Source organism: Kitasatospora sp. NPDC028961 (genome assembly GCF_055564815.1).
In genome coordinates this window covers 19762-40983 of record NZ_JBVHVO010000032.1, presented here as the reverse complement: position 1 = coordinate 40983, position 21222 = coordinate 19762, and the positions used below count along the sequence as shown (strand labels likewise).

The 21222-nt window shown below is 75.0% G+C and carries 19 protein-coding genes; 7 read left to right on the top strand and 12 right to left on the bottom strand.

Annotated features, from left to right (window positions below):
* Positions 1-117: 117 nt before the first annotated feature.
* A complete protein-coding gene (locus tag ACZ4UX_RS32770) occupies positions 118-1350 on the bottom strand; it encodes a CynX/NimT family MFS transporter (protein ID WP_329488935.1) in 1233 nt (410 codons plus the stop codon).
* Between the two features lie 62 nt (positions 1351-1412).
* The gene (locus ACZ4UX_RS32765) at positions 1413-2153 is read right to left on the bottom strand and encodes a FadR/GntR family transcriptional regulator (RefSeq protein WP_465709299.1); all 741 of its coding nucleotides are present in this window, start codon (positions 2151-2153) and stop codon (positions 1413-1415) included.
* A gap of 165 nt (positions 2154-2318) precedes the next feature.
* Here ACZ4UX_RS32765 and ACZ4UX_RS32760 point away from each other — a divergent pair, with 165 nt between their 5' ends.
* Complete coding sequence (locus tag ACZ4UX_RS32760) at positions 2319-3086, top strand: sporulation protein (RefSeq protein WP_352297729.1); 768 nt, start codon at positions 2319-2321, stop codon at positions 3084-3086.
* A gap of 15 nt (positions 3087-3101) precedes the next feature.
* Here ACZ4UX_RS32760 and ACZ4UX_RS32755 read toward each other — a convergent pair whose 3' ends face one another.
* The 10 genes from ACZ4UX_RS32755 to ACZ4UX_RS32710 all read right to left on the bottom strand — a co-directional run bounded on the left by ACZ4UX_RS32755 (position 3102) and on the right by ACZ4UX_RS32710 (position 15338).
* Positions 3102-4904: an LCP family protein gene (locus tag ACZ4UX_RS32755; RefSeq protein ID WP_465709298.1), complete on the bottom strand. Its 1803-nt coding sequence runs from the start codon at positions 4902-4904 to the stop codon at positions 3102-3104.
* Positions 4905-5082: 178 nt separating this feature from the next.
* Positions 5083-5931 carry an HAD family hydrolase gene (locus tag ACZ4UX_RS32750; RefSeq protein ID WP_329488939.1) on the bottom strand — a complete coding sequence of 283 codons (849 nt, stop codon included), beginning with the start codon at positions 5929-5931 and terminating at the stop codon, positions 5083-5085.
* Between the two features lie 49 nt (positions 5932-5980).
* On the bottom strand, positions 5981-7255 hold the full coding sequence (gene serS, locus ACZ4UX_RS32745; protein ID WP_465709297.1) for a serine--tRNA ligase: 1275 nt from the start codon (positions 7253-7255) through the stop codon (positions 5981-5983).
* 627 nt (positions 7256-7882) lie between these two features.
* A complete protein-coding gene (pheA, locus tag ACZ4UX_RS32740; protein ID WP_465709296.1) occupies positions 7883-8818 on the bottom strand; it encodes a prephenate dehydratase in 936 nt (311 codons plus the stop codon).
* A gap of 140 nt (positions 8819-8958) precedes the next feature.
* On the bottom strand, positions 8959-10251 hold the full coding sequence (gene efeB / locus ACZ4UX_RS32735) for an iron uptake transporter deferrochelatase/peroxidase subunit (RefSeq protein ID WP_465709295.1): 1293 nt from the start codon (positions 10249-10251) through the stop codon (positions 8959-8961).
* 5 nt (positions 10252-10256) lie between these two features.
* The gene (locus ACZ4UX_RS32730) at positions 10257-12287 is read right to left on the bottom strand and encodes a copper resistance CopC/CopD family protein (RefSeq protein ID WP_465709294.1); all 2031 of its coding nucleotides are present in this window, start codon (positions 12285-12287) and stop codon (positions 10257-10259) included.
* A gap of 12 nt (positions 12288-12299) precedes the next feature.
* On the bottom strand, positions 12300-12800 hold the full coding sequence (locus ACZ4UX_RS32725) for a copper chaperone PCu(A)C (protein WP_465709293.1): 501 nt from the start codon (positions 12798-12800) through the stop codon (positions 12300-12302).
* Positions 12797-13462 (bottom strand): SCO family protein, encoded by a 666-nt coding sequence (locus tag ACZ4UX_RS32720; protein WP_329488945.1) that lies wholly within the window; start codon positions 13460-13462, stop codon positions 12797-12799. Before ACZ4UX_RS32720 ends, ACZ4UX_RS32725 begins: the two co-directional genes overlap by 4 nt.
* A gap of 87 nt (positions 13463-13549) precedes the next feature.
* The gene (locus ACZ4UX_RS32715; protein WP_465709292.1) at positions 13550-14308 is read right to left on the bottom strand and encodes a YcnI family copper-binding membrane protein; all 759 of its coding nucleotides are present in this window, start codon (positions 14306-14308) and stop codon (positions 13550-13552) included.
* Positions 14309-14498: 190 nt separating this feature from the next.
* The gene (locus ACZ4UX_RS32710) at positions 14499-15338 is read right to left on the bottom strand and encodes a hypothetical protein (RefSeq protein ID WP_465709291.1); all 840 of its coding nucleotides are present in this window, start codon (positions 15336-15338) and stop codon (positions 14499-14501) included.
* Positions 15339-15566: 228 nt separating this feature from the next.
* Between ACZ4UX_RS32710 and ACZ4UX_RS32705 the strand changes: the two genes are divergently transcribed.
* The 6 genes from ACZ4UX_RS32705 (at position 15567) to ACZ4UX_RS32680 (ending at position 21221) form a co-directional block, all read left to right on the top strand.
* The gene (locus ACZ4UX_RS32705; RefSeq protein WP_359808246.1) at positions 15567-16217 is read left to right on the top strand and encodes an ATP-binding protein; all 651 of its coding nucleotides are present in this window, start codon (positions 15567-15569) and stop codon (positions 16215-16217) included.
* Between the two features lie 51 nt (positions 16218-16268).
* The gene (locus ACZ4UX_RS32700; protein ID WP_465709329.1) at positions 16269-17177 is read left to right on the top strand and encodes a LysR family transcriptional regulator; all 909 of its coding nucleotides are present in this window, start codon (positions 16269-16271) and stop codon (positions 17175-17177) included.
* 59 nt (positions 17178-17236) lie between these two features.
* Positions 17237-18334 carry an allantoicase gene (alc, locus tag ACZ4UX_RS32695; RefSeq protein ID WP_465709290.1) on the top strand — a complete coding sequence of 366 codons (1098 nt, stop codon included), beginning with the start codon at positions 17237-17239 and terminating at the stop codon, positions 18332-18334.
* Between the two features lie 74 nt (positions 18335-18408).
* The gene (locus tag ACZ4UX_RS32690; protein ID WP_329488950.1) at positions 18409-18639 is read left to right on the top strand and encodes a hypothetical protein; all 231 of its coding nucleotides are present in this window, start codon (positions 18409-18411) and stop codon (positions 18637-18639) included.
* Positions 18640-18728: 89 nt separating this feature from the next.
* Positions 18729-20057: an amidase gene (locus tag ACZ4UX_RS32685; protein WP_465709289.1), complete on the top strand. Its 1329-nt coding sequence runs from the start codon at positions 18729-18731 to the stop codon at positions 20055-20057.
* Positions 20058-20399: 342 nt separating this feature from the next.
* Positions 20400-21221, top strand: coding sequence for a protein phosphatase 2C domain-containing protein (locus ACZ4UX_RS32680; protein WP_465709288.1), 822 nt, complete (start codon positions 20400-20402; stop codon positions 21219-21221).
* The last annotated feature ends 1 nt before the right edge of the window (position 21222 follow it).

Sequence of the window (21222 nt, the reverse complement as noted above, 5' to 3'; positions counted from 1 at the left end):
TTTTCCCCACTGGTGGTGGGGCTTTTTCCTCTTGTGTGGGGTTGCTTTGTTGTCCCTTGTCCTCTGGGGGGTGGTGGTTCTGCTCGTCTGTGGGCTGTCCCCGCGGCCGGCCGGGCCTCAGAGCGTCCGGTCGCGGCCCGCGCCCCAGCCGGCCACGGCGGCGACCGCCGCCAGCACCAGCATCAGCAGCAGCGGGACGTTCCAGCCGCCGGTCAGCTGGTGCAGGGCCCCGGCGCCGACCGGTCCGGCCGCGGCCACCAGGTAGCCGACCGCCTGCGACATGCCGCCCAGCTGGGCGGCGCCGGCCGCGCTGTCGGTGCGCAGCACGATGAAGGCGAGCGCGAGGCCGAGCGAGCCGCCCTGGGCGATGCCCAGGATGGTGGCCGACACCCAGGCCCCGGGCACCGGCGAGACCAGCAGGATCGTGATGCCGACCGCGTTCAGCACGGCCATCACCACGGCCAGCGTCCGCTGCCGGGTCATCCGGCCGGCCATCAGCGGCACCAGGAAGGCCCCGGCCACCTGGACCAGGTTGGAGAAGGCGAAGACCAGACCGGCCTCGCTCCGGTCCATCCCGTGGTCGGCCAGGATGGTCGGCATCCAGGCCACCAGGGTGTAGACCAGCAGCGACGAGATGCCCATGAAGAGGCTGATCTGCCAGGCCAGCGGCGAGCGCCAGACCCCCTCGATCGGCCGGCCGGCGGGAGCCGCCGCCACCGCCGCCTTCTCCTGGCGCGAGCGCAGCACCTGCGGCAGCCAGGCGACGGCGGCGATCAGGGCCAGCAGCGACCAGGCGCCCAGCGAGGCCCGCCAGCCGCCGCCGAGGGCGTGCTCCAGGGGCACCGAGGTGCCCGCCGCGAGGGTGGCGCCGACCAGCATGGTGGTCGAGTAGACGCCGGTCATGGTCGCCGCCCGGCCCGGGAACTCGCGCTTGACCAGGCCCGGCATCGAGACGTTCAGCACCGCGATCGCGACCCCGATCACCACGCAGCCGGCGTACAGCGCGGCCACCGAGGGCAGCACCCGCAGCAGCACGCCCGCGCCGAGCACCAGCACCGCGCCCAGCACCACCCGCTCGGTGCCGAACCGCCTGGTCAGCCGGGGGGTGAGCGGGGCGCCGGCGCCCTGGAAGAGCACCGGGACGGTGGTGATCAGACCGCTCGCCGTCGCGGAGAGCCCGAAGGTGTGCTGGATCTCGCCGACCATCGGCGAGATCGCCGCCAGGCAGGCCCGCATGTTGAGGGCGACCAGCACGATGCCGGTCAGCAGCAGGGCGGGGTGGGCCAGCCGGGTGCGGACGGGGAGCGGGGCGGGAACGAGGACCGGCTGCTGGGCACGGGTGACGGCCATGGGACGTGCTGCTCTTTCGTGGAAACGGGGGACGGACGCGGGAGGGCGGCGGCGGGTGCCGCCTACTTCCGGGCCGCGATGGCGGCGAGGAGCTGCTCGACGGCCGCGGTCGGCTCGGCGAGCAGCGTCCGACACGCGGCCTCGGCGCGGTCCGGGTCACCGCTCTCGATCGCGTCCACCAGCGCCGCGTGGGTGGCCACGACCACCTCGGGCATCTCGTGGTCCCCGAAGGCCGTCCGCATCGACTCCCGCACCGAGGCGCCGAAGTAGCGGTACACCTCGGTCAGCGCGGGGTTGTGCGCGGCCTCGACCACGGCGGTGTGGAACTCCAGGTCGTGCTCGACGGTCGCCTCGCGGCCGGCCCGCTCCGGGTGCGCCGCGATCACCTCCGCCTCGCGGGCCAGCGCGGCCCGCATCCGGACGATGTCCTCGGGCGTGTGCCGCAGCGCCGCCAGCCGGGCGCCCTCGGCCTCCAGCGCCGCCCGGACCTCCAGGACGTCCCGGACGCCGGAGCGCTGCACGCCCCGCAGGACGGAGGCCGGGTCGCTGGTGCTGCGCACGAAGGTGCCCTCACCCTGCCGGGTGGCCAGCATCCCGGCGTGCACCAGCACCCGGACGGCCTCCCGCACGGTGTTCCGTCCGACCTGCAGCCGCTCGGCCAGCTCGTGCTCGGTGGGGATCCGCGAGCCGACCGGCCAGCTGCCGGCGGCGAGCTGCTCGCGCAGCTGGTCGATGGCGGTGTCCACCAGGGAGCGCCGGCCGGCGGCCTGCAAGGTGTCCTCGCTGTGGCCGGATGCGGTCATGGCGGAGCTCCCCTCTGCGCGTCGATCTGCGGTCATCGGTCATCCTACAACCGCTTGCCCGGTCATCCTACAACCGGCTCGCACCTGCGCGGGGGAACCGTCCGGGCCGTCCTGGCGTTCCTCCCGACGACTTCGGTCCACCCCTATTTCGAGGAGAGCGCCCCCATGGTGTTCAAGAAGCTGCTCGGTGCCCTGGGCGTCGGCGGTCCCGGCGTCGACACCGTCCTGACCACGCCGGTCGTGCAGCCCGGCGGCACCCTGCACGGAACGGTCGAGCTGACCGGCGGGACGGTCGAGGCGGACATCCGGGGGATCACGCTGACCCTGGTCGCCCGGGTGGAGATCGAGCACGAGGAGGGGGAGAGCACCGGCCTCTACCCGTTCGCGCGGTTCTCCGTCACCGCGCCGCTGGTGCTGGCGCCCGGCGAGAACCGGTCGATCCCGTTCGCCGTCCAGGTGCCGTTCGAGGCCCCGGTCACCGTCGTCGCCGGGCAGCACCTGCACGGCATGCAGCTCGGCGTGCGGACGGAGGTCGACATCGCGGGCGCGCTCGACAAGGGCGACTCCGACCCGCTGGAGATCGAGCCGCTGGCGGTGCAGCGCCGGATCCTGGACTCGCTGCTGCAGCTCGGCTTCCGGTTCCGCTCGGCCGACCTGGAGGCCGGCCACATCCGGGGCACCGGCCAGACGCTGCCGTTCTACCAGGAGATCGAGTTCTCCGCCGCGCCGCAGTACGCGCACGCCTGCAACTCGCTGGAGGTCAGCTTCGTCACCACCGCGCAGCGGGTCGAGGTGGTGCTGGAGGCGGACAAGCGCGGCGGCCTCTTCGGCCACGGCGGCGGCGACGTCATCCGCACCCACGTGGTCGAGCACGGCCAGGCCGACCAGGACCTCACCGCGTTGGTCGACGGCTGGATCCGGGCCGCGCTCTGACGGACCCGCCGGCGGCTAGCCGTAGGAGACGTTGCTGCAGATGTCGTCGTCGGCCGAGCGGGCCTCGTTGACCACCTCGGTGGGCAGCGGGGCCGGCACGTTGGGCGTGGCGCCGGTCGCGGCCGGGTTGGCCGCTGCGTAGTCCTTGCCGAGGACGAGGCTGATGCCGGCCGCCGAGGTGGGCGTCAGCTGGGCGCCCGGGAACATCGCCGCGATCCGCTCCGCGTTGGCCTTCTGCCCGGAGCCGTACTCCACCGTGGTGGTCGCCTTGTTGGTGTTCTTGGCGGTGGTGGTGCCGGTGACGGTGACCTTGTTGGTCTTGAGCGTCTCGGCCGCCTTGGCGGCCAGCCCGGTGACGGTGGTGCCGTTGTAGACCGCGACCTTCACCGGCGGGCCGTCCACGGCGGTCGGCGAGGGCGCGGCCGGCGTGGTCTCGGCGGGGGCCGGGGTCTGCGGCGCGTCCTCCTGCTTGCCGGTGGCGTCCTCGCCGTCGATGGTGCGGTCGGCCTGGAGGGTCTTCCAGAGGTTGTCGACGGCGGGGTGGACCAGGTCGATCCGGGGGCCGTTGTAGCGCCACGGCGTGGTCAGGAACTTGACGTCGTGCAGGTCGATGTTCTTCATCGACAGCGCGAAGTCCATCAGCTTCTTGGCCGAGTCCAGCCCGGGGTCGACCGTCATCGACTTGGTGGCCGCGTCGGCCAGCGGCAGCAGCGTGGTCGGGTTCAGGCCCTCGCCCTTGACCTTGGCCATCAGCGAGGACAGGAAGGCCTGCTGGCGCTTCATCCGGCCGACGTCGGACTCGTCGCCGATGCCGTGCCGCAGCCGTACGTAGTCCAGCGCCTTCTGGCCGGAGAGCTTCTGCTTCCCCTTGGGCAGGACGACCTTGCCCTTCTTGCCCAGGTTGGGGTTCAGGTGCCCCTCGTAGATGTCGTTCGGCAGGCAGACGTCGACGCCGCCGACGGCCTCGGTCATCGCCGCGAAGCCCTCGAAGTTCACCTCGATGGTGTGGTCGACCCGGATGCCGGTGAGCTTCTCCACGGTGTTCTGGGTGCAGGCCGGGTTGCCGGCCTCGCTGTTGCCCACCGAGAACGCCGAGTTGAACATCTGCCCCGGCGACTCCTTGGTCCACTTGCCGTTCGGCAGCTTGCAGGCCGGGATGGTCACCAGCGCGTCGCGCGGGATCGAGATGCCCACCGCGTGCTTGTGGTCCGCGTAGACGTGCAACAGGATCGTGGTGTCCGAGCGGGCACCGCCCTCGTTGCCGCCGCCGAGGTCGCTGTTCTTGCCGGCCCGCGAGTCGGAGCCGATCAGCAGGATGTTGACGGGCTTGTTGCCGTTGGCGTCGGCGACCGCCTCGGGCGGGCGGTCGGTGGCGATCGCGTCCGCGTCGAAGGACTTGATGTTGCCGTTCAGCTTGTAGTAGATCGCGCCGCCGGTGCCCGCCAGCGCCACCAGGACGCCGGCCACCGACCAGGCCACGATCTTCTTGGTGTTCCGCTTCGGCTTGCGGCTGTTGCGCGCGGCCGCGCGGCCGCCCGTCGCGGTGCCGTCGGCCTTCCCGTCCTCGGACCGCCCGCCGTCGCCCTTGCCGCGGCCGCCGCCCTTGCCCTGGGCGGCCCGCCGGGCCTCCGCCCGGCCGCCGGGCCGGGGCGCGGGCACCCGGGCGTCGTCCGCCGGGCCGTCGGTGGCGGCGCCGCCGCGTGAACCGCCGGTCCGCGGGGTGCCGGCCGCGCGTGCGGCGCCGGTGCCGCGGGGGCCGTTCGCGGCGCGCCGCCGGCCTTCCGCCCCCGACGTGCTCTCGTCCCACTGGCCTGACATGCGCGTACCTCTCAGCGGCGGAAGCAGCAATCCTGTACGTGTCCGGCGGGCACGGCCCGGGTGGGCCGGGACAACCGCACAGGAGCACCGCACCGGGAGACGCGGAGCTTCAGCGGAGCATACAAACTCTTTCTTTCACGGTCAGCATCCGGGTGCCGTCGGGCGGCCCGTCCGGTGCTCAGTGCCGTGGGTAGAGCCGCTCCAGGACGACGGCGACGCCGTCCTCGTCGTTGCCGACGGTGACCTCGTCGGCGACCGCCAGCAGCTCCGGGTGCGCGTTGGCCATCGCGACGCCGTGCGCGGCCCAGCCGAACATCGGCACGTCATTGGGCATGTCGCCGAAGGCGATGGTGTCGGCGGCCCGCAGGCCCAGGCGGCGGGCGGCGACGGCCAGGCCGGTGGCCTTGGAGAGGCCCAGCGGGAGCAGTTCGACGATGCCGGCGCCGGACATCACCACGCCGACCAGGTCGCCGGCGACCCGGCGGGCGGTCTCGGCGAGCGCGTCGTCGGTGAGCCCGCGGCACTGGATGTAGAGCTTGCTGAGCGGGGCGGCGAGCAGCTCGCCCTTGTCGACCCGGACCACCGGCAGGTCGGAGCCGATCAGGAGTTCGTAGCCGGGACCGGCCAGGACGTCGCCCTCCAGGCCGTCCTGGTTGGCGGCGACGGCCAGCGGGCCGGTCTCCGCCTCTATCTTGGCGATCGCCAGCGCGGCCAGCCTGCGGTCCAGGGTGAGCGAGGTGAGCAGCTTGTGCGCCCCCGCGTCGTAGACCTGCGCGCCCTGGCCGCAGACCGCTATGCCCCGGTAGCCGATCTCGTCGAAGACCGGCCGGGCCCAGGCGGCCGAGCGGCCGGTGACGACGATGTGCACCGCTCCGGCGCCGGTGGCGGCGGCCAGCGCGGTGCGGGTGCGCGCGGAGACGGTCTCCTCGCTGGTGAGCAGGGTGCCGTCGAGGTCGGTGGCGACCAGCCGGAAGGGCAGGTCGCCACCGGCGCCGGGGGAGACGGGGCTGGGGCTGGTACTGCTCATGGGCCGTGCGTCTCCCGGGAGTTGCATTCGGGCGGTGGTGCGGTGGGCGTTACTTGACCGGGGGCAGGACAGAACGCCCGCCGAGGAACGGCCGCAGCGCCTCCGGGACCACCACCGAGCCGTCGGCCTGCTGGTGGTTCTCCAGGATCGCCACGATGGTGCGCGGAACGGCGACCAGGGTGCCGTTCAGCGTGGCCAGCGGGCGGACCTTGCCCTCCTCGCGCATCCGGATGGAGAGCCGGCGCGACTGGTACTCGGTCGTGTTGGAGGTCGAGGTGACCTCGCGGTACTTGCCCTGGGTCGGGATCCACGCCTCGATGTCGAACTTGCGCGCGGCCGAGGAGCCGAGGTCGCCGGAGGCGACGTCGATCACCCGGTAGGGCAGCTCCAGGGCGTTCAGGAAGTCCTTCTCCCACTGGAGCAGCCGGCGGTGCTCCTGCTCGGCGTCCTCGGGCGCGGTGAAGACGAACATCTCCACCTTCTCGAACTGGTGGACGCGGATGATGCCGCGGGTGTCCTTGCCGTAGGTGCCGGCCTCGCGGCGGAAGCAGGACGAGTAGCCGGCGTAGCGCAGCGGCAGCTTGTCCGCGTCGATGATCTCGTCCATGTGGTACGCCGCGAGCGGGACCTCGCTGGTGCCGACGAGGTAGCGCTCCTCCTCTTCGAGGAAGTACACGTTCTCGGCGGCCTGGCCGAGGAAGCCGGTGCCGTCCATGGCGGCCGGGCGGACCAGGGCCGGGGTGATCATCGGGGTGAAGCCGGCCGCGGTGGCCTGGGTGATCGCCATGTTGACCAGGGCGAGCTCCAGCAGCGCGCCGACACCGGTCAGGTAGTAGGACCGAGCGCCGGCGACCTTGGCGCCGCGCTCGGTGTCGATCGCGCCGAGGATCTGCCCCAGCTCGACGTGGTCACGGGGCTCGAAGCCCTCGGCGGCGAAGTCGCGCGGAGTGCCGATCTCCTCCAGCGTGACGAAGTCCTCCTCGCCGCCGACCGGGGCGGCCGGGTCGATGAGGTTCGCCAGCGAGCGGAGCAGGCGCTCGGCCTCCTCCTTGGCCACGCCCTGTTCGGCGTCGGCGGCCTTGACCTCCTCGGCGAGCGCCTTGGTGCGCTGCAGCAGGGCGGTCTTCTCCTCGCCCTGGGCCTTGGCGACCTGCTTGCCGAGCGTCTTCTGCTCGTTGCGGAGCTCGTCGAAGCGACTGCCCGAGGACCGCCGCCGTTCGTCGGCGGAGAGGAGGGCGTCGACCAGGTCGACGTCCTCGCCACGGACGCGCTGCGAGGCGCGCACTCGGTCAGGGTCCTCACGGAGCAGGCGAAGGTCAATCACGGGGCCAAGCCTACCGGGCGGGGGCCCGTCCACCGGTAGCGGATTTCCCCTGGGGATAACTCGCCCTTTCCTGTGGATAACTCCTGTGGGCAAGCGCCGGGGGGTGAGTTATCCACAGGTGGATCGGGTGGGCTGTGGATGGCCGGGATCCGGGTGGGGAGAGTGGCCACAACCTAGGAATTGAGGCTTCAAACCTCATTTGACCTTCCCGGGTGAGGGAATTGAAGCACTCAGACGGGTGATTTGCTGGCACACGGGTGACTCTGGTCCGATTAGTCATCTCTGCGCCGCTAACCGGTGTTCCGACCGAAACGGCCGATGGCTATACCGGTTTGTCGACTCGTCCCCAGGTCTGTGGATAACTTTCGGCTGTGGACAGCCGCCGGGCCTGTGGACAGCCGGTTCCGCCGCTGCGGAGCCTGTGGACGACGGGTGCGGTCACCTGCCCCGGTGGCTGAGTTCAGTCGAAAACAGTCAAGAAAGAACAGGAAAACGAAAGCCGGCGATCAAATGTCCGGGCGGCCGGGGTCACCCGGATGCCGCAGCCGGCCGCGCCGCCCCGCAGGCCCGGGACACCCGGAGCCGGGTACCCCGGTCACCCCCTTCGCCCCGGCGGCCCCGCGCGCCTCAGATGTCGCCGCGCCCGTCGAGGCAGCGGGAGAGCCAGTCGGCCGCCGCGCCGAAGTCGGCGTCCGAGGTGCCCGGCCGCCGGTGCTTGGTGACCTGCCGGTCGGCGCGCGGATAGGAGCCGAGGAAGCGCACCTGCGGGCAGATCCGCTTGAGGCCCATCAGCGCCTCGCTCACCCGGCGGTCGGCGAGGTGGCCCTCGCAGTCGATCAGGAAGCAGTAGCTGCCGAGTCCCTCACCGGTCGGGCGGGACTCGATCCGCATCAGGTTGACCCCGCGCACCGCGAACTCCTGGAGCAGCTCCAGCAGCGCGCCCGGGTGGTCGTCCGGCAGCCAGACCACCATCGAGGTCTTGTCCGCCCCGGTCGGCGAGGAGACCCGACCCGGCCGGCCCACCAGGATGAAGCGGGTGGTCGCGTTCTGCGCGTCGGCGATGTCCTTGACCAGCGGGTCCAGGCCGTAGATCGGCGCCGCGAACTCGCCCGCGAAGGCGCCGTCGAACCGCTCCTCGGCGACCAGCCGGGCGCCGTCGGCGTTGGAGGCCGAGGACTCCCAGCGGGCGTCCGGCAGGTTGGCGGCCAGCCAGCGGCGCACCTGCGGCTGGGCGACGGGGTGGCTGGTGACGGTCTTGATGTCGCCCAGTCCGGTGCCGGGCCGCACCAGCAGCGCGAAGGAGATCGGCAGCAGCACCTCCCGGTAGATCATCAGCGGGGTGCCGGCGGCCAGCTCGTCGTTGGTCGCGGTGACGGCGCCCTCGACGGAGTTCTCGATCGGCACGAACGCGCCCGAGGCCTCGCCCGCGCGCACCGCGTCCAGCACCAGCGGCACCGAGGCCAGCGGCACCAGCTCCCGGGTCGCCGCCTCCGGCAGGGTGCGCAGGGCCGCCTCCGTGAAGGTGCCCGCCGGGCCGAGGTAGGTGTAGCGGGTGGCCGACATGCCGCCTCCATGCGAAAGGGTTACCGAGCAGATCACCTTAGTCACTTCGCCCGCCTCCCACCGCCGCGTTCCGGTCCGTGGGAATCCCGGGCGGGCGGCCGGCCCGGGCGCGGGGAGGTGCCCCGGCCCCCGGCCGGCCGCTACTCCAGCAGCGTCTGCCCCACGTAGCCGCCCTCCGGCGCGCCGGGCGGCACGGCGTACAGCCCGCTCGCCTCGTGCCGCAGGAAGCGGGAGAGGCCGTCGCCCCGGGAGAGTTTGCGCTGCACCGGGGTGAAGCCCCGGCCCGGGTCGGCCTGGAACGCGAGGAAGAGCAGCCCGGCGTCCGGCGAGCCGTCGGCCAGCAGGCCGTCGTGGTAGGAGAAGCCCCGCCGCAGCATCGCCGCCCCGCCGTTGGCGGCCGGTGCGGCGACCCGGATGTGCGCGTCGGCGGGGACGGCCAGGGTGCCGTCCGCCGTCTGCGCCGTCAGGTCCACCGGCGTGGTCTCGCCGGCGGAGGCGGGCGCGGAGAGCGGCGCGCCGTCCGTCTTGCGGCGGCCGATCACCCGCTCCTGGCGGTCCACCGGCAGTGCCTCCCAGGAGTCCAGCAGCATCCGGATCCGCCGGAACACCAGGTACGAGCCGCCGTTCAGCCAGGCGCTCCGCTCGTCACCGGCGGCGCAGAACACCTTGCCGGCGAAGCCGTCCTCACCGGGCCGGGGGTTGTTGGTGCCGTCGATCTGGCCCATCAGGTTGCGCCCGGTCATCGGCCGCGCGGTGGCGCCGGGTGTCCGGGCGAAGCCGGCCGCCTGCCAGCGCAGCGCCGCGGTGCCGGCCGCCCGGCGCTGGAGCACCCGCAGGGCGTGCACGGCGACCAGTGCGTCGTCGGCGCCGATCTGGACGAAGAGGTCGCCGTCACCGCGGGCCGGGTCCAGCGCGTCCGCCGGGAAGGCGGGCAGCGGCTCCAGCGCCGCCGGGCGGCGGTCGGCCAGTCCGGCCCGGTCGAACAGGGTGGCGCCGAAGCCGAAGGTGACGGTCAGCGAGCAGGGGCCGGCGTCCAGCGCCACCTGGTTCTCGAAGGCGTCGGCCGGCTCGCCGGCGGCCAGCAGCGCGGCCGTCCGGGACCAGTCGCGCAGCAGCGTCCGCAGCCCGTCCCGGCCGACGCCGGCGGCCAGGTCGAAGGCGGCCAGCTGGACCCGGGCCTGCTGCGGTTCGAGGATGCCGGCCTGGTGCTCGCCGTGGAACGGCACCCGTCCGGCGCCGAGCGCGCCGCTCGGCCCGGCGGCGGGTACGGCCGCGGGCGCCCGGTCCAGGGCGACCGCCCCGGCCGCGCCCGCGCTCGCACCCGCCACCAGCCCGGCCCCGGCGGTGCCCAGCAGGGCCCGCCGGGTGACGCCGGCGCGCGGGCCGGGCTCCGCGCCGCCGGGCGGCCGGCCGGTGTCCGTGGTGCTGCCCATCGCGCTCACCCGATCTTCAGCTGCTTGATCTCGGTGGTCTGGTCGATCTCCGAGGAGCGGACCTGCACCGACACCACCCAGTTCCCGGCCAGCGGGAGCTGCGCGGTACCGCTCCAGCGGCCCGGGCCCTCGGCGGTCAGCGGCACCGGCAGCGGGCCGAGGTCGCGGTCCGGCAGGGTGAAGGCGAGCTCCACCTCGGGGACCTCGACCGGCTTGCCGTCCGCCCCGTCCAGGCTCAGGTGGACTTCGTTGGGCCCGGTCCGGGCCGGGTTGAGGGTGACGGTCGCGGTGCCCTTGGCGTTCGGCGTCCGGCCCTTGGTGTCGTACGGGAGCTTGAGCTCCATGGTCTGGCCGGGCACCGTCTGCGGGGCGGGCACGCCCGGCGCGGGCGCGGTGGCGCCGTTGGCGGTGCCGGCCGCCGCGATCTCGCTCGCCACCCGGCCGGGCGGGGAGTTGGTCAGCATCGTGGTGACCACCAGCACGGCCACCGCCGCCACCGACTCGATCAGCACCGAGCGGCGCAGCCCGGCCCGGGTCGGGGTGAGCCCGCGGTCGCGGCCGGCGCTCGCCCGGGCGGCCCGCTGGCGGTCCAGCTGGGCCTGCCGGACCGGGTCGTCGGAGTGGGCCGCGACGGCGACCGGCTCCGGTGCCTCGACCGGCCGGGCCGCCTCGGCCTCCGCCGGAGCGGCCCGCAGCCGGGCCAGCCAGGCCCGGGAGATCCAGGCGACGCCGAGCATCGCGACCACGCAGCCGGTCTTCACCAGCAGCAGTCGCCCGTACTCGGTGTCGGTCAGCGCGCTCCAGCTGCCGAGGCCGCGCCAGGACTGGTAGATCCCGGTGGCGGTGAGCACCGCCACCGAGCCGAAGGCGACCTTGGAGAACCGCTCGGCGGCCGCCGCGCCGATCCCGTGCCGCAGCCCGACCGCCATCGCGGCCAGGCCGCCGAGCCAGAGCGCCATCGCGATCAGGTGCAGCATGCCGAGCGGCAGTGCCAGCCAGACCTGGATGCCGACCGAGGCGTGGTCGGCGCCCACCCAGGTCGCCGAGAGGGCGATGGCCAGCACCAGTCCGGCCACCCCGAGGCCCAGCCGGGTCTCGTGCTGCGGGCGCTCGGCGGCGCGCCGCTCCAGCTGCCGCAGCTCGGCCTCCTCCGCCTCCTCGGCGGTCCGTGCGTCGCCGCTCGCCCGCGCGTCGTCCCCCTCCTCCGGGCGGGCGGCCGGCGCGGGCTGTCCGAGCTGGCCGACCAGCAACGACAGGAAGACCCCGCTCGCCGCGAGCAGCAGCAGCCGGGCGGCCAGCGCGGTGCCGATCCGCTCGTCGAGGGTCGCGCGCACCAGCGACAGGTCGAAGGCCTGCCCGACGCCCGAACCGCGCTCGTACGGGCCGCGCAGCATCAGCACCGCGACGGTGGAGACCAGCAGCGCCACCCACCCGGTCATCAGCAGCCGCTGCACGGCGCGCTGCGCCGCCCCGGCCGGCCAGCAGGCCAGCACGAACGCAGCCGCGCCGACGAGCAGCGCGAACGCCCCGTAGGCGACGGTCCGGCCGGTGCCGTACAGCGCGGCGACCACGCCGTCGGCCTCGGCGCCGCTCAGCGCGGTGGTGGAGACGGAGGTGTCCGAGGGCGCGCCGATCGAGAAGGTGAACGCCCCGCCGATCGGGTGCGAGTCCTCGGAGACCGCGCGCCAGGCCACCGTGTAGGTGCCGTTGGCCAGGCCGCTGTTCAGCCCGACCCGGGCGGTGTTGTCCTTGCCGTCCGCGTGCGCGGGGTTGCCGCCGTCGACCGCCTTGCCGGCCGGGTCGAGGACCCGGACCGAGTCCCCGGAGAGCGACACCGACTCGCTGAAGGTCAGCGTGACGGCCGGCGGCGCGGTCGCGACGACCGAGTTCTGCGCGGGGTCGGTGGACTGCAGGGTGGCGTGCGCGGAGGCGGGGCCGGCGCCGGCGAGCAGCAGCGCGAGCACCGCGCCGAGCAGGCCCAGCAGCCCGACGATCCGGCGGCGGGTGGTGGGGTTCGGCAACGCGGCCGTCAGCATCTCCTGGATCCCTTACTGCTGGCCGGGGCGGTAGGTGAGTTCCCGGACCGGCACCTTGACCGAGACGGTGCCGGTCCGGGCGAAGGTCAGGTCGAGTTCGAGCTCGTCACCGAGGGCGGGGGCCTTCCGCCATCCCATGATCATGAGGTGGTTGCCGCCCCGGGCGAGCTCCAACGCGCCGTGCGCGGGGACGTCCAGCCGCTCGACCTGCTCCATGGTGGAGGCGGTGGAGCGGTGCATGGTGACCGACTGCGCGGCCGGGCTGGAGACCTTGACCAGCTGGTCCTCGCCGCCGTCGTTGCGCACGGTGAGGTAGCCGGCCGCCATCCCGCCCGCCGGGGGCAGCGGGATGTAGGAGTCGGCGACGCTCAGCAGGGCCGGACCGTCGGCCCGGGCCTCGCCGTCGCCCGCGCCGCAGGCGACCAGGATGGCGCCGGCGCCCAGTGCCGTCGCCAGCACCGCCCCCGCGAGCGCGGTCCGCCGGAACCCGCGCGGCCCGCCGGCGCCCTTCATGCCGCGACCCCCTGGGCGAGCAGCGGGAGGTCGTGCTCGTAGGTCTTCTCCTCGGTGCCGCTGAGGTAGAGGACGTGCGCCTTGTCGTCCGAGGGCAGGAACGCCAGCACCTGCGCGCCGTGGGTGGAGGTGACCGTGCCGTCCGCGTTGACCACCGGGTCCTCGATCAGGATGCCGAGGGACTTGGCCGCGGCCTTCACCTTGGCCAGGTCCCCGGTGAGGCCTATGAAGTCCTTGCCCATCGAGTCCAGCCAGGTGCGCAGCACCTGCGGGGTGTCGCGCTGGGGGTCGGTGGAGACGAAGACGATGTCGACCTTCTGGCGCTCCTCGGGGGAGAGCTTGGTCATCGCCACGCCGATGTCGCCCATCGTGGTCGGGCAGACGTCCGGGCAGCTGGTGTAGCCGAAGAACAGCAGGGTGCTCCGGCCGTTGGTCTTCTGCCGCAGGTCGAAGGGCTGGCCGGCGGTGTCGGTCAGCTGCAGGTCGGGCTTGTCGAAGTGCTTGCCGAGCACGGTGCCCTGGTACGGGGAGTCGGCCTTCTGCTGGGTGACCTTGGCGGGGCCGGTGGAGCCGTCGGAGCCGCAGGCGGTCAGGGTGAGGGCCGCGGCGAGCGCGACGGCGGCGGCGCCGGCCAGCCGGGCGGTGCGGAGGGTGCGGGACATGGGGGATCCGATCGTGCGCGGTGGATCACCGGCGGGGCCGCGCCCGCGCCCGGGTGCGGTACGGGCGCGGCCCCGCCGGTGCGGGGGTCAGGAGGCGGAGCCGCCGTTCTTGCGGCGCAGGCCGAGCACGCCGAACGCCGCGCCGACCAGGCCGACGACGATGCCGACCACGGCGAGGACGCGGGCGGTGGAGTCGCTGCCCTTGTCCGAGGAGGCGGCGGCCTGGGTGGTGGCGTCGCCGTGCCCGTGGCCGTCGGCGGTGGCCGTGGGGGCGGCGGTCGCGCCGTGGTCGCCGCCGGCCGCGGCCTTGTCGAGGGCCAGCACGGGGGCGGGCTTGGCGGGCTCGGGCTGGCCGTCCTTGGCCTCGTCGATCCAGCGCACGACGTCGCCGTTGTCGTAGCTCTGCAGCGCCTTGAAGACCAGCTTGTCGGTGTCGGTCGGCAGCGGGCCGATCGAGACGCGGAACTCCTGGAACTGGCCGGGGGCGATCTTGGTGCCCGCGTCGGCGGTCCAGGTGATCTTGGAGACGGCCTCGTTGACGTCGTTGCCGTGCACCTTGATCGGCTTGTCGAGCTTGGACTTCTCGACGGTCGTGGTCCAGCCCGGCATCGGCAGGGTGCGGACGGAGGCCAGCGGGTGGTCCAGCGGGAGGTTGACCTCCAGCTTCACCGTGGACGCGTTGTCGTTCTCGTTCGGCACCCGGAAGTCCACGGCGGTGTAGCCGCCCTGCTGGGCGTTGCCCGGGTTCACGGTGACGTGCGCGAAGGCGGGGCCGGCCAGCGCCACGACCGACGCGGCGGCGGTGAGGGCGACGGCGGCGATACGGCGGGTGGGGAGGGAACGCATGATTCGGGTCTCCGTTCGGAGGCTCGGCGGCAGGACCGCTCCCGGACACGGTGATCCGTGCCTCGGCGGGGCCGCGCGGCGTGGGGACGAGTGGGAGCCGCACGCCGCGGGGGTGCGGCGGGTACGGCGCGGTCGCCGCGTACACCCGGACCCGGTACGGGGCCTTGCCGGCACTCCGTCGGGGGGCGGGTCAGTACGCGAGGGCCCCGAACGGGGGGCCGCGCCGCACCACGCTGTGCCGCAGTGCGGCACGGGCCGGCGGCCGGCTGTCCCCGGCCCGCGCGCCGGAGCGGCGGGCGGGACCGGCGGGCGTGCCGAGCAGGCCGCGCAGCAGCGCCGCGGCCAGCGCGAACGCCGTCCGCAGCGGGGTGGTCCAGTGCTCCCGGGCGGCCGTGGCGGTGATCCTGACCAGCCGCCAGAGCGCCGCCTCGCCGCGCCGCAGCCACCAGCCGGCCACCAGGGCGGCGGCCAGGTGGCCCGCGAGCATCGACGGCGTCATCCCGAACAGGCCGTCCTGCCACCAGGGCGCGACGGCGAACGCCCGCGGGTCCAGGCCCGCGCCGGCGACCAGCTGCTCGGCCGACGGGCTGCCGGGCAGGCCGACCAGCGTGCCCGGACTGGCCTCGTTGCAGATCAGCCGGCCGGCCACCTGGGGCAGCGTCAGCGGGCCGGAGCCGCCGTGGTGCATCCCGGCCATCGCGCCGGCCACCGCGGTGGCGTGCCCGCCGAAGGCGTGGAACAGGCAGTGCAGCCCGAGCTGGCCCGCCCCGAGCGCGCCGGCGATGGCACCGAGCGAGCGCTCCCGCCCGCCGAAGGCCACCGCGAGCACCAGGACGGCCGCGAAGCCGGTCGCGAGCGCGGGCAGGGCCACGTTCCCGCCGCCGGCCAGGGCGTGCCCGGCGGCCGCGATCAGCGCGCAGACCAGGGCGAACGGGACGGCCCGCGCAAGCCGCAGGTCCCAGGCGGCGGCCCCCACCGGCGCGTCCGGTGCGGGGGCGCCCGGGTGCGGGGCGGCGGCGAGGGCAGTCATGGCCGGGCCATCATCTCATCGCCCCCCGCCCCGCCGAGGGCAGGGTGGGAAATCCCTACGAATGCCCCGTTCGGCCCGGCGTGCGGCCCCCGGTGTGCGCCGCTCGGCACACACCCCGGCCCCAGTCCATCCGCCGAACGGGCGGTAGCCGACCCCCTGCACGGTTCACCGCATGATCGCCCGGAGATACCTAGTTTTATGTGGAGCCGCAGCCAGGAGGGACCTCCCGTGGACATCTGGTGGACTCTGCACCTCAAGCGCGACCCGGCCAGCGTTCCGCTGGCCCGGCGCATCCTGCTCGGTGCCATGGCGACGGCGGGCGTCGACCCGCAGATCGCCGACGACCTCGGGGTCGCCCTCAGCGAGGCCTGCGCCAACGCCGTGGAGCACGGCGCCTGCGGCCGGTCGGACGACGGCTTCCAGGTCACCGCGTCGATCAGCGGGGACCTCCTGCGGATCGAGGTCACGGACTCCGGCCCCGGCCTCGCCGCGCCCGCCGCCCCCGCCCCGTTCCCGCCGCGCCGGCCGGCCGCCCCGCCGGCCCGCCCGGCCGCGACCGGCCGCGGCGCCCGCCGCCCCCGGCGCGGCCGCGCCAGCGTCCCCGGCCCGGTCCTGACCACCCGCCGCCCCCGCCGCGACGACCGCCCCTACGACACCCACGTGCTGCCCCCCTGTCACGCCGGGGCCCCCGCCCCCACCCTGCGCCCGGTCGACCTGGACACCCTCCCCGACCTCACCGCCGAGTCCGGCCGCGGCCTCTTCCTGATCCACGCCCTGACCGACCACGTCCAGCTCCGCAACCACCCCCTGCGCGGCGCGATCGTCAGCTTCGACAAGATCCTCAAATGGCAGGACGACGCCCTGCTCCGCGCCTGCTGACCACGGCGGACACCCCGCGCAGCGCGGAACTACGCTGGCGCGATGGGTGCGGTGGGCGAGTGGGATCTGCGGCGGCTGCGGGTGCTGTGGGCGGTCGGTGAGTGCGGGACGGTGACGGCCGCGGCGGAGCGGCTGCGGCTCTCGCCGTCGGCGGTCTCGCAGCAGGTGTCGGCGCTGGCCAGGCAGGTGGGCACGCCGATGCTGGAGCCGTACGGGCGGCGGGTCCGGCTGACCAGTGCGGCGCGGCTGGTGCTGCGCCACGCCGAGGTGGTGTTCGGGCAGCTGGAGCGGGCCGAGGCGGAGCTGGCGGGGTACCTGCACGGCGAGGCGGGCGAGGTGCGGGTGGGCGCCTTCGCCACCGCGATCGGCGGGCTGCTCGTCCCGGCGATCGCCCGGCTGCGGGCGGACGCGCCGCGGCTGGCGGTGCGGGTGGCGGAGTCGGAGGCGGCCGGGGCCTACGGGCTGCTGGCGGCGGGGGACGTCGACCTGGCGCTCTCGCTCGCGGTGCGGCCGGCCGGCGGCGATCCCCGCTTCGTCGAGTCCGTCCTGCTCAGCGACCCGCTGGACGTGGCGCTGCCGCCCGGGCACCCGTGGGCCGACGCCCCGGACCTGCGGCTCGCGGACCTCGCCGACGAGCCGTGGATCTACGGCGCCGCCGGCCCCTGGCGGGAGATCACCCTGACGGCGTGCGCGGACGCCGGGTTCGTGCCCGAGCGCGCGCACACCGCCGCGGACTGGTCGGCGATCCTGGCGATGGTCGCGGCCGGTCTCGGGGTGGCGCTGGTGCCCCGGCTGGCCTCGGCGGGGCGGGTCGGCGGGGCGGTGGTCCGGGCGCTGCCCGCCGACCTGCCGACCCGCCGGGTGGTCGCCGCGGTCCGCGCCGGGACGGAGGGGACGCCGCCGCTGCGCCGGGTGCTCGCGGCCCTGGCCGAGGCCGCCCGGGACGTTCAGTCCGGCTGAACGTTCTGGTCAGATCTTTGTGATGGACCTGACGGGTGTGCCGGGGTGACCGTGGAGGCATGACCACCGACGCGACCGCCACCGAGACCGCCGCCACCGAGACCGCCGACGCGCTGCCCTACGCGGGCGGCAACCCCTACGCCGACTACCGCTCCGCCAGCTTCGCCTTCACCGCCCTCACCGACCTGGCCGACCGCCGGCTCGGCGGCGCCGTGATCGCCGCCAACGACGAGCTGTTCGCCGAGCGGGAGAACCTGCTGCTGCCCGAGCTCGCCGAGTTCCGCCCGCACACCTTCGGCAACAAGGGCCAGCTCATGGACGGCTGGGAGACCCGCCGCCGCCGCGGCGCCGGCACCGACCGTCCGCACCCGACCGCCGAGGACCACGACTGGGCGCTGATCCGCCTGGGAGTGCCGGGGGTCGTGCACGGCGTGATCGTCGACACCGCGCACTTCCGCGGCAACTACCCGCAGCGGATCGCCCTGGAGGGCGCCGAACTCCCCGGCACCCCGGGCCCGGAGGAGCTGCTCGCCGACTCCACCGTCTGGCACCCGCTGGTGCCCGCCTCGCCGGTGCGCGGCCACGCCGCCAACGGCTTCGCCGTCGAGGACGGCCGCCGCTTCACCCACCTGCGGCTCAGCCAGTACCCCGACGGCGGCATCGCCCGGCTGCGGGTGCACGGCGAGGCCCGGCCGGACACCGCCTGGCTGGCCGCTCTCGGCACCTTCGACCTGGCCGCGATCGAGCACGGCGGCGCGGTCGAGGACGCCTCCGACCGCTTCTTCTCGCCCCCGGCCAACCTCGCGCTGCCCGGCCGGTCCCGGGCGATGGGCGACGGCTGGGAGAACCGCCGGCGCCGGGACGCCGGCCACGACTGGGTCCTGCTGCGCCTCGCCGGGCGCGGCGCGATCCGCGCGGTGGAGATCGACACCGGCTACTACGTCGGCAACGCGGCCGGCTGGGCCGCGCTCCACGGGCGGGACGAGCGGGCCGCCGACCCGCAGGAGTGGTTCGAGCTGGTGCCCCGCACCCGGCTCCAGCCCGACGCCGTCCACCGCCTGGTGCTGGACGCGCCCCGGCCCGCCACCCACGTCCGGCTCGACGTCTTCCCCGACGGCGGCATCGCCCGGCTGCGGCTGCACGGCAGCCTGGTCTGACCGGGTACGGCCGGGGCGGGCGGCGCCGTCGGCCCCCGGTTGCCGGGGCCGGAGGGCCGCCGGACGATGGGGGAATGATGCACCAGATGCGCGCCGAGTACGGTGACGGCGGTCCGTCCGCCGGGGTGAGGCTCTGGCACATGGTCCGCGGCTCCGAAGCCGTCGCCATGTGCGGCCGGGAGCTGGACGAGGGGGCGCAGCTGCGGGATCCGGCGGACTGGGGCAAGACGCCCGAACTCTGCTGCCACACCTGCGGCGCGTACTTCCTGCGCGAGACCCCGTACCTGGCGACCGAGCACCCGTAGCCCGGCGGCGGCGGCCCGTGGCGCGTCCGGCGGCTCCGGCCGCGCGCTGATGCGGCGCGAACCGCCGGGCGGGCCCTAGCGTGGTCGGCATGGAGAAGTCCCTGGTCCGTCCGCGGTCGCTGGCCGACGAGGTCGCGCGGTCGCGCGGCGGTGACGCCGACCTCGCCGGGCGGGTCGACCGGCTCTGCGGCCGGATCGAGCGGCTGGACCCGCTGCTGCACACCTTCGTGCCCGAGGCCGGTCGGCCGGAGCGGCTGCACGCCGAGGCCCGCGCGCTGGCCGCGCGCCACCCCGACCCGGCCACCGCCCCGCCGCTGTACGGGGTGGCGGTCGGGATCAAGGACATCGTCCACGTCGACGGCCTGCCCACGCACGCCGGATCGGCGCTGCCGCCGGGCGTGCTGGCCGGTCCGCAGGCCGCCGTGGTGGACCGGCTGCGGGCCGCGGGCGCGCTGGTGGCGGGCAAGACGGTGACCGCCGAGTTCGCCGGCAGCGCTCCGGGCCCGACCCGGAACCCGCACCACCCCGGGCACACGCCGGGCGGCTCCAGCAGCGGCTCGGCGGCGGCGGTCGCGGCCGGGCTGGTGCCGCTGGCGATCGGCACCCAGACGATCGGCTCGGTGGTCCGGCCCGCCGCCTACTGCGGAGTGGTGGGCTTCCGGCCGACGTACGGGCGGATCCCGATCGACGGGGTGATCCCCAACGCGCCGAGCTTCGACACCGTCGGCCTGTTCACCGCCGACCTCGCCGGGGCGGCGCTGGCGGCGCCGCTGCTCTGCGACGACTGGCGGGGCGAGCGGCAGGGCGGTCCGCCCGGCGACGGGCCGCCCGTCCTCGGGGTGCCCGCCGGGCCGTACCTGGAGCAGGCCGGACCGGCGGCGCTGGCGGCCTTCCGGGCGCAGCTGGACCGGCTGGCCGCCGCGGGGTCGACGGTGCGCGAGATCGAACTGCTGCCCGACTTCGCGTGGCTGGTGCGGCAGGTGCGGACGATCAACCGCTTCGAGCAGGCCCGCGGCCACGCCGACTGGTTCGCCCGGTTCGGCGGCCTCTACCGGCCGGAGACGGCGGCCGGCATCCGGCACGGCCAGGCCGTCCGGCCGGAGGAGCACGAGACGGCGCTCGGCGTTCGCGCGCACGTCCGCGCCCGCCTCGCCGAGGCCTGGGCGGCCGCGGGGGTGGACCTGGTGGTCGCGCCCGCCGCCACCGGGCCGGCCCCGTCCGGGCTGGGCAGCACCGGGGACGCGGTGATGTCCCTGCCGTGGAGCTACGCCGGGCTGCCCGCCGTCAGCCTGCCCGCCGGGGTGAGCGCGGACGGCCTGCCGCTCGGGCTCCAGGTGGTCGGCGCGGCCGGTGCGGACGAGTCGCTGCTGGCTCTGGCCGCGCCGCTGGAGCGGGCCCTGGGCGGCCCGGCCCGCTGAGCGGCGCGGCGGGCGGGGTCAGCGCCTGTCGCGCTGCTCGTCGGGGAAGCGGGGGCCGCCGATCAGGAACAGCAGGGCCGCGGTCGGAAAGCCGATCGACGCGGCCACCAGCACGATGAACTGCCAGAACATCCGTCGCTCCTCGTCCTCGTCAGTCCCGTGCGGCCCGGCCCCTCGAAGGAGGCCGTGAAACCTGACAGGCCCTGATTGGCCGAATTGTCCACTCGATATCCGACGGTATGGCCGAATTGCCCCCGCTGCCACCGGACGGTCCGGCGCCGGCGGCGCGCACCGCGTGCACGGGTCTGGGCGCGCGCCCCACCCGGCGTCCACACTGTCGGGATGCAGGTACAGCTGGCAGGGGAAGCACGGCGGCCGGACCGCGAGAGCGAGGACTTCGCGGCGGCCTCGCCGGAGGCGCTCGTACTGCTCGACGGCGCGAGCTCGCCGACCGGGCTGGAGTCGGGGTGCCGGCACGGCACCCCCTGGTACGTACGGCGGTTGGGGGTGCACCTGCTGGCCCGGCTGACCGACCGGGCGGACCGCTCGATCGCCGAGTGCCTGGCCGACGCCATCGTGGAGACGGCGGCGCTGCACGGGGGCCGCTGCGACCTCGCCCACCCCAACACGCCCGCCGCCATGGTGGTCGCCGCCCGGCGGCACGGTAGTGCGCTGGAGTACCTGGTGCTCGGGGACTCGCTGCTGGTGCTGCAGTACAAGGACGGGCCGCTCAAGGTGATCGGCGACAACCAGCGCTTCCCCGCCGGTGAGGAGGTGCGCCGCCAGGTCTGGTCGACGGTGCCGGGCTCCACCGAGCGCGCCGCGCTGCACCTGGAGTACGCGCTGGCCGTCCGGGCCGCCCGGAACTCCGGCGCCGGCCCGTGGATCGCGGCCGCCAGCCCCAAGGCCGCGCAGCACGCCGAGACCGGCTTCGTCGAGCTGGAGCGGCTGCACGCGGTGGCCGCGCTGAGCGACGGCGCCTCGCGCTACACCGAGCGCTTCGGACTGGGCAGCTGGGCGGACGCCCTGCGACTGCTCGCCGAGTCGGGGCCGGGCGAGCTGATCGCCCAGGTGCGGGCGGTCGAGCGGTCGGACGCGGCCTGCGAGCGGTGGCCCCGCGGCAAGGCGCACGACGACGCCTCGGCCCTCTACGCGCTGCTGTAGC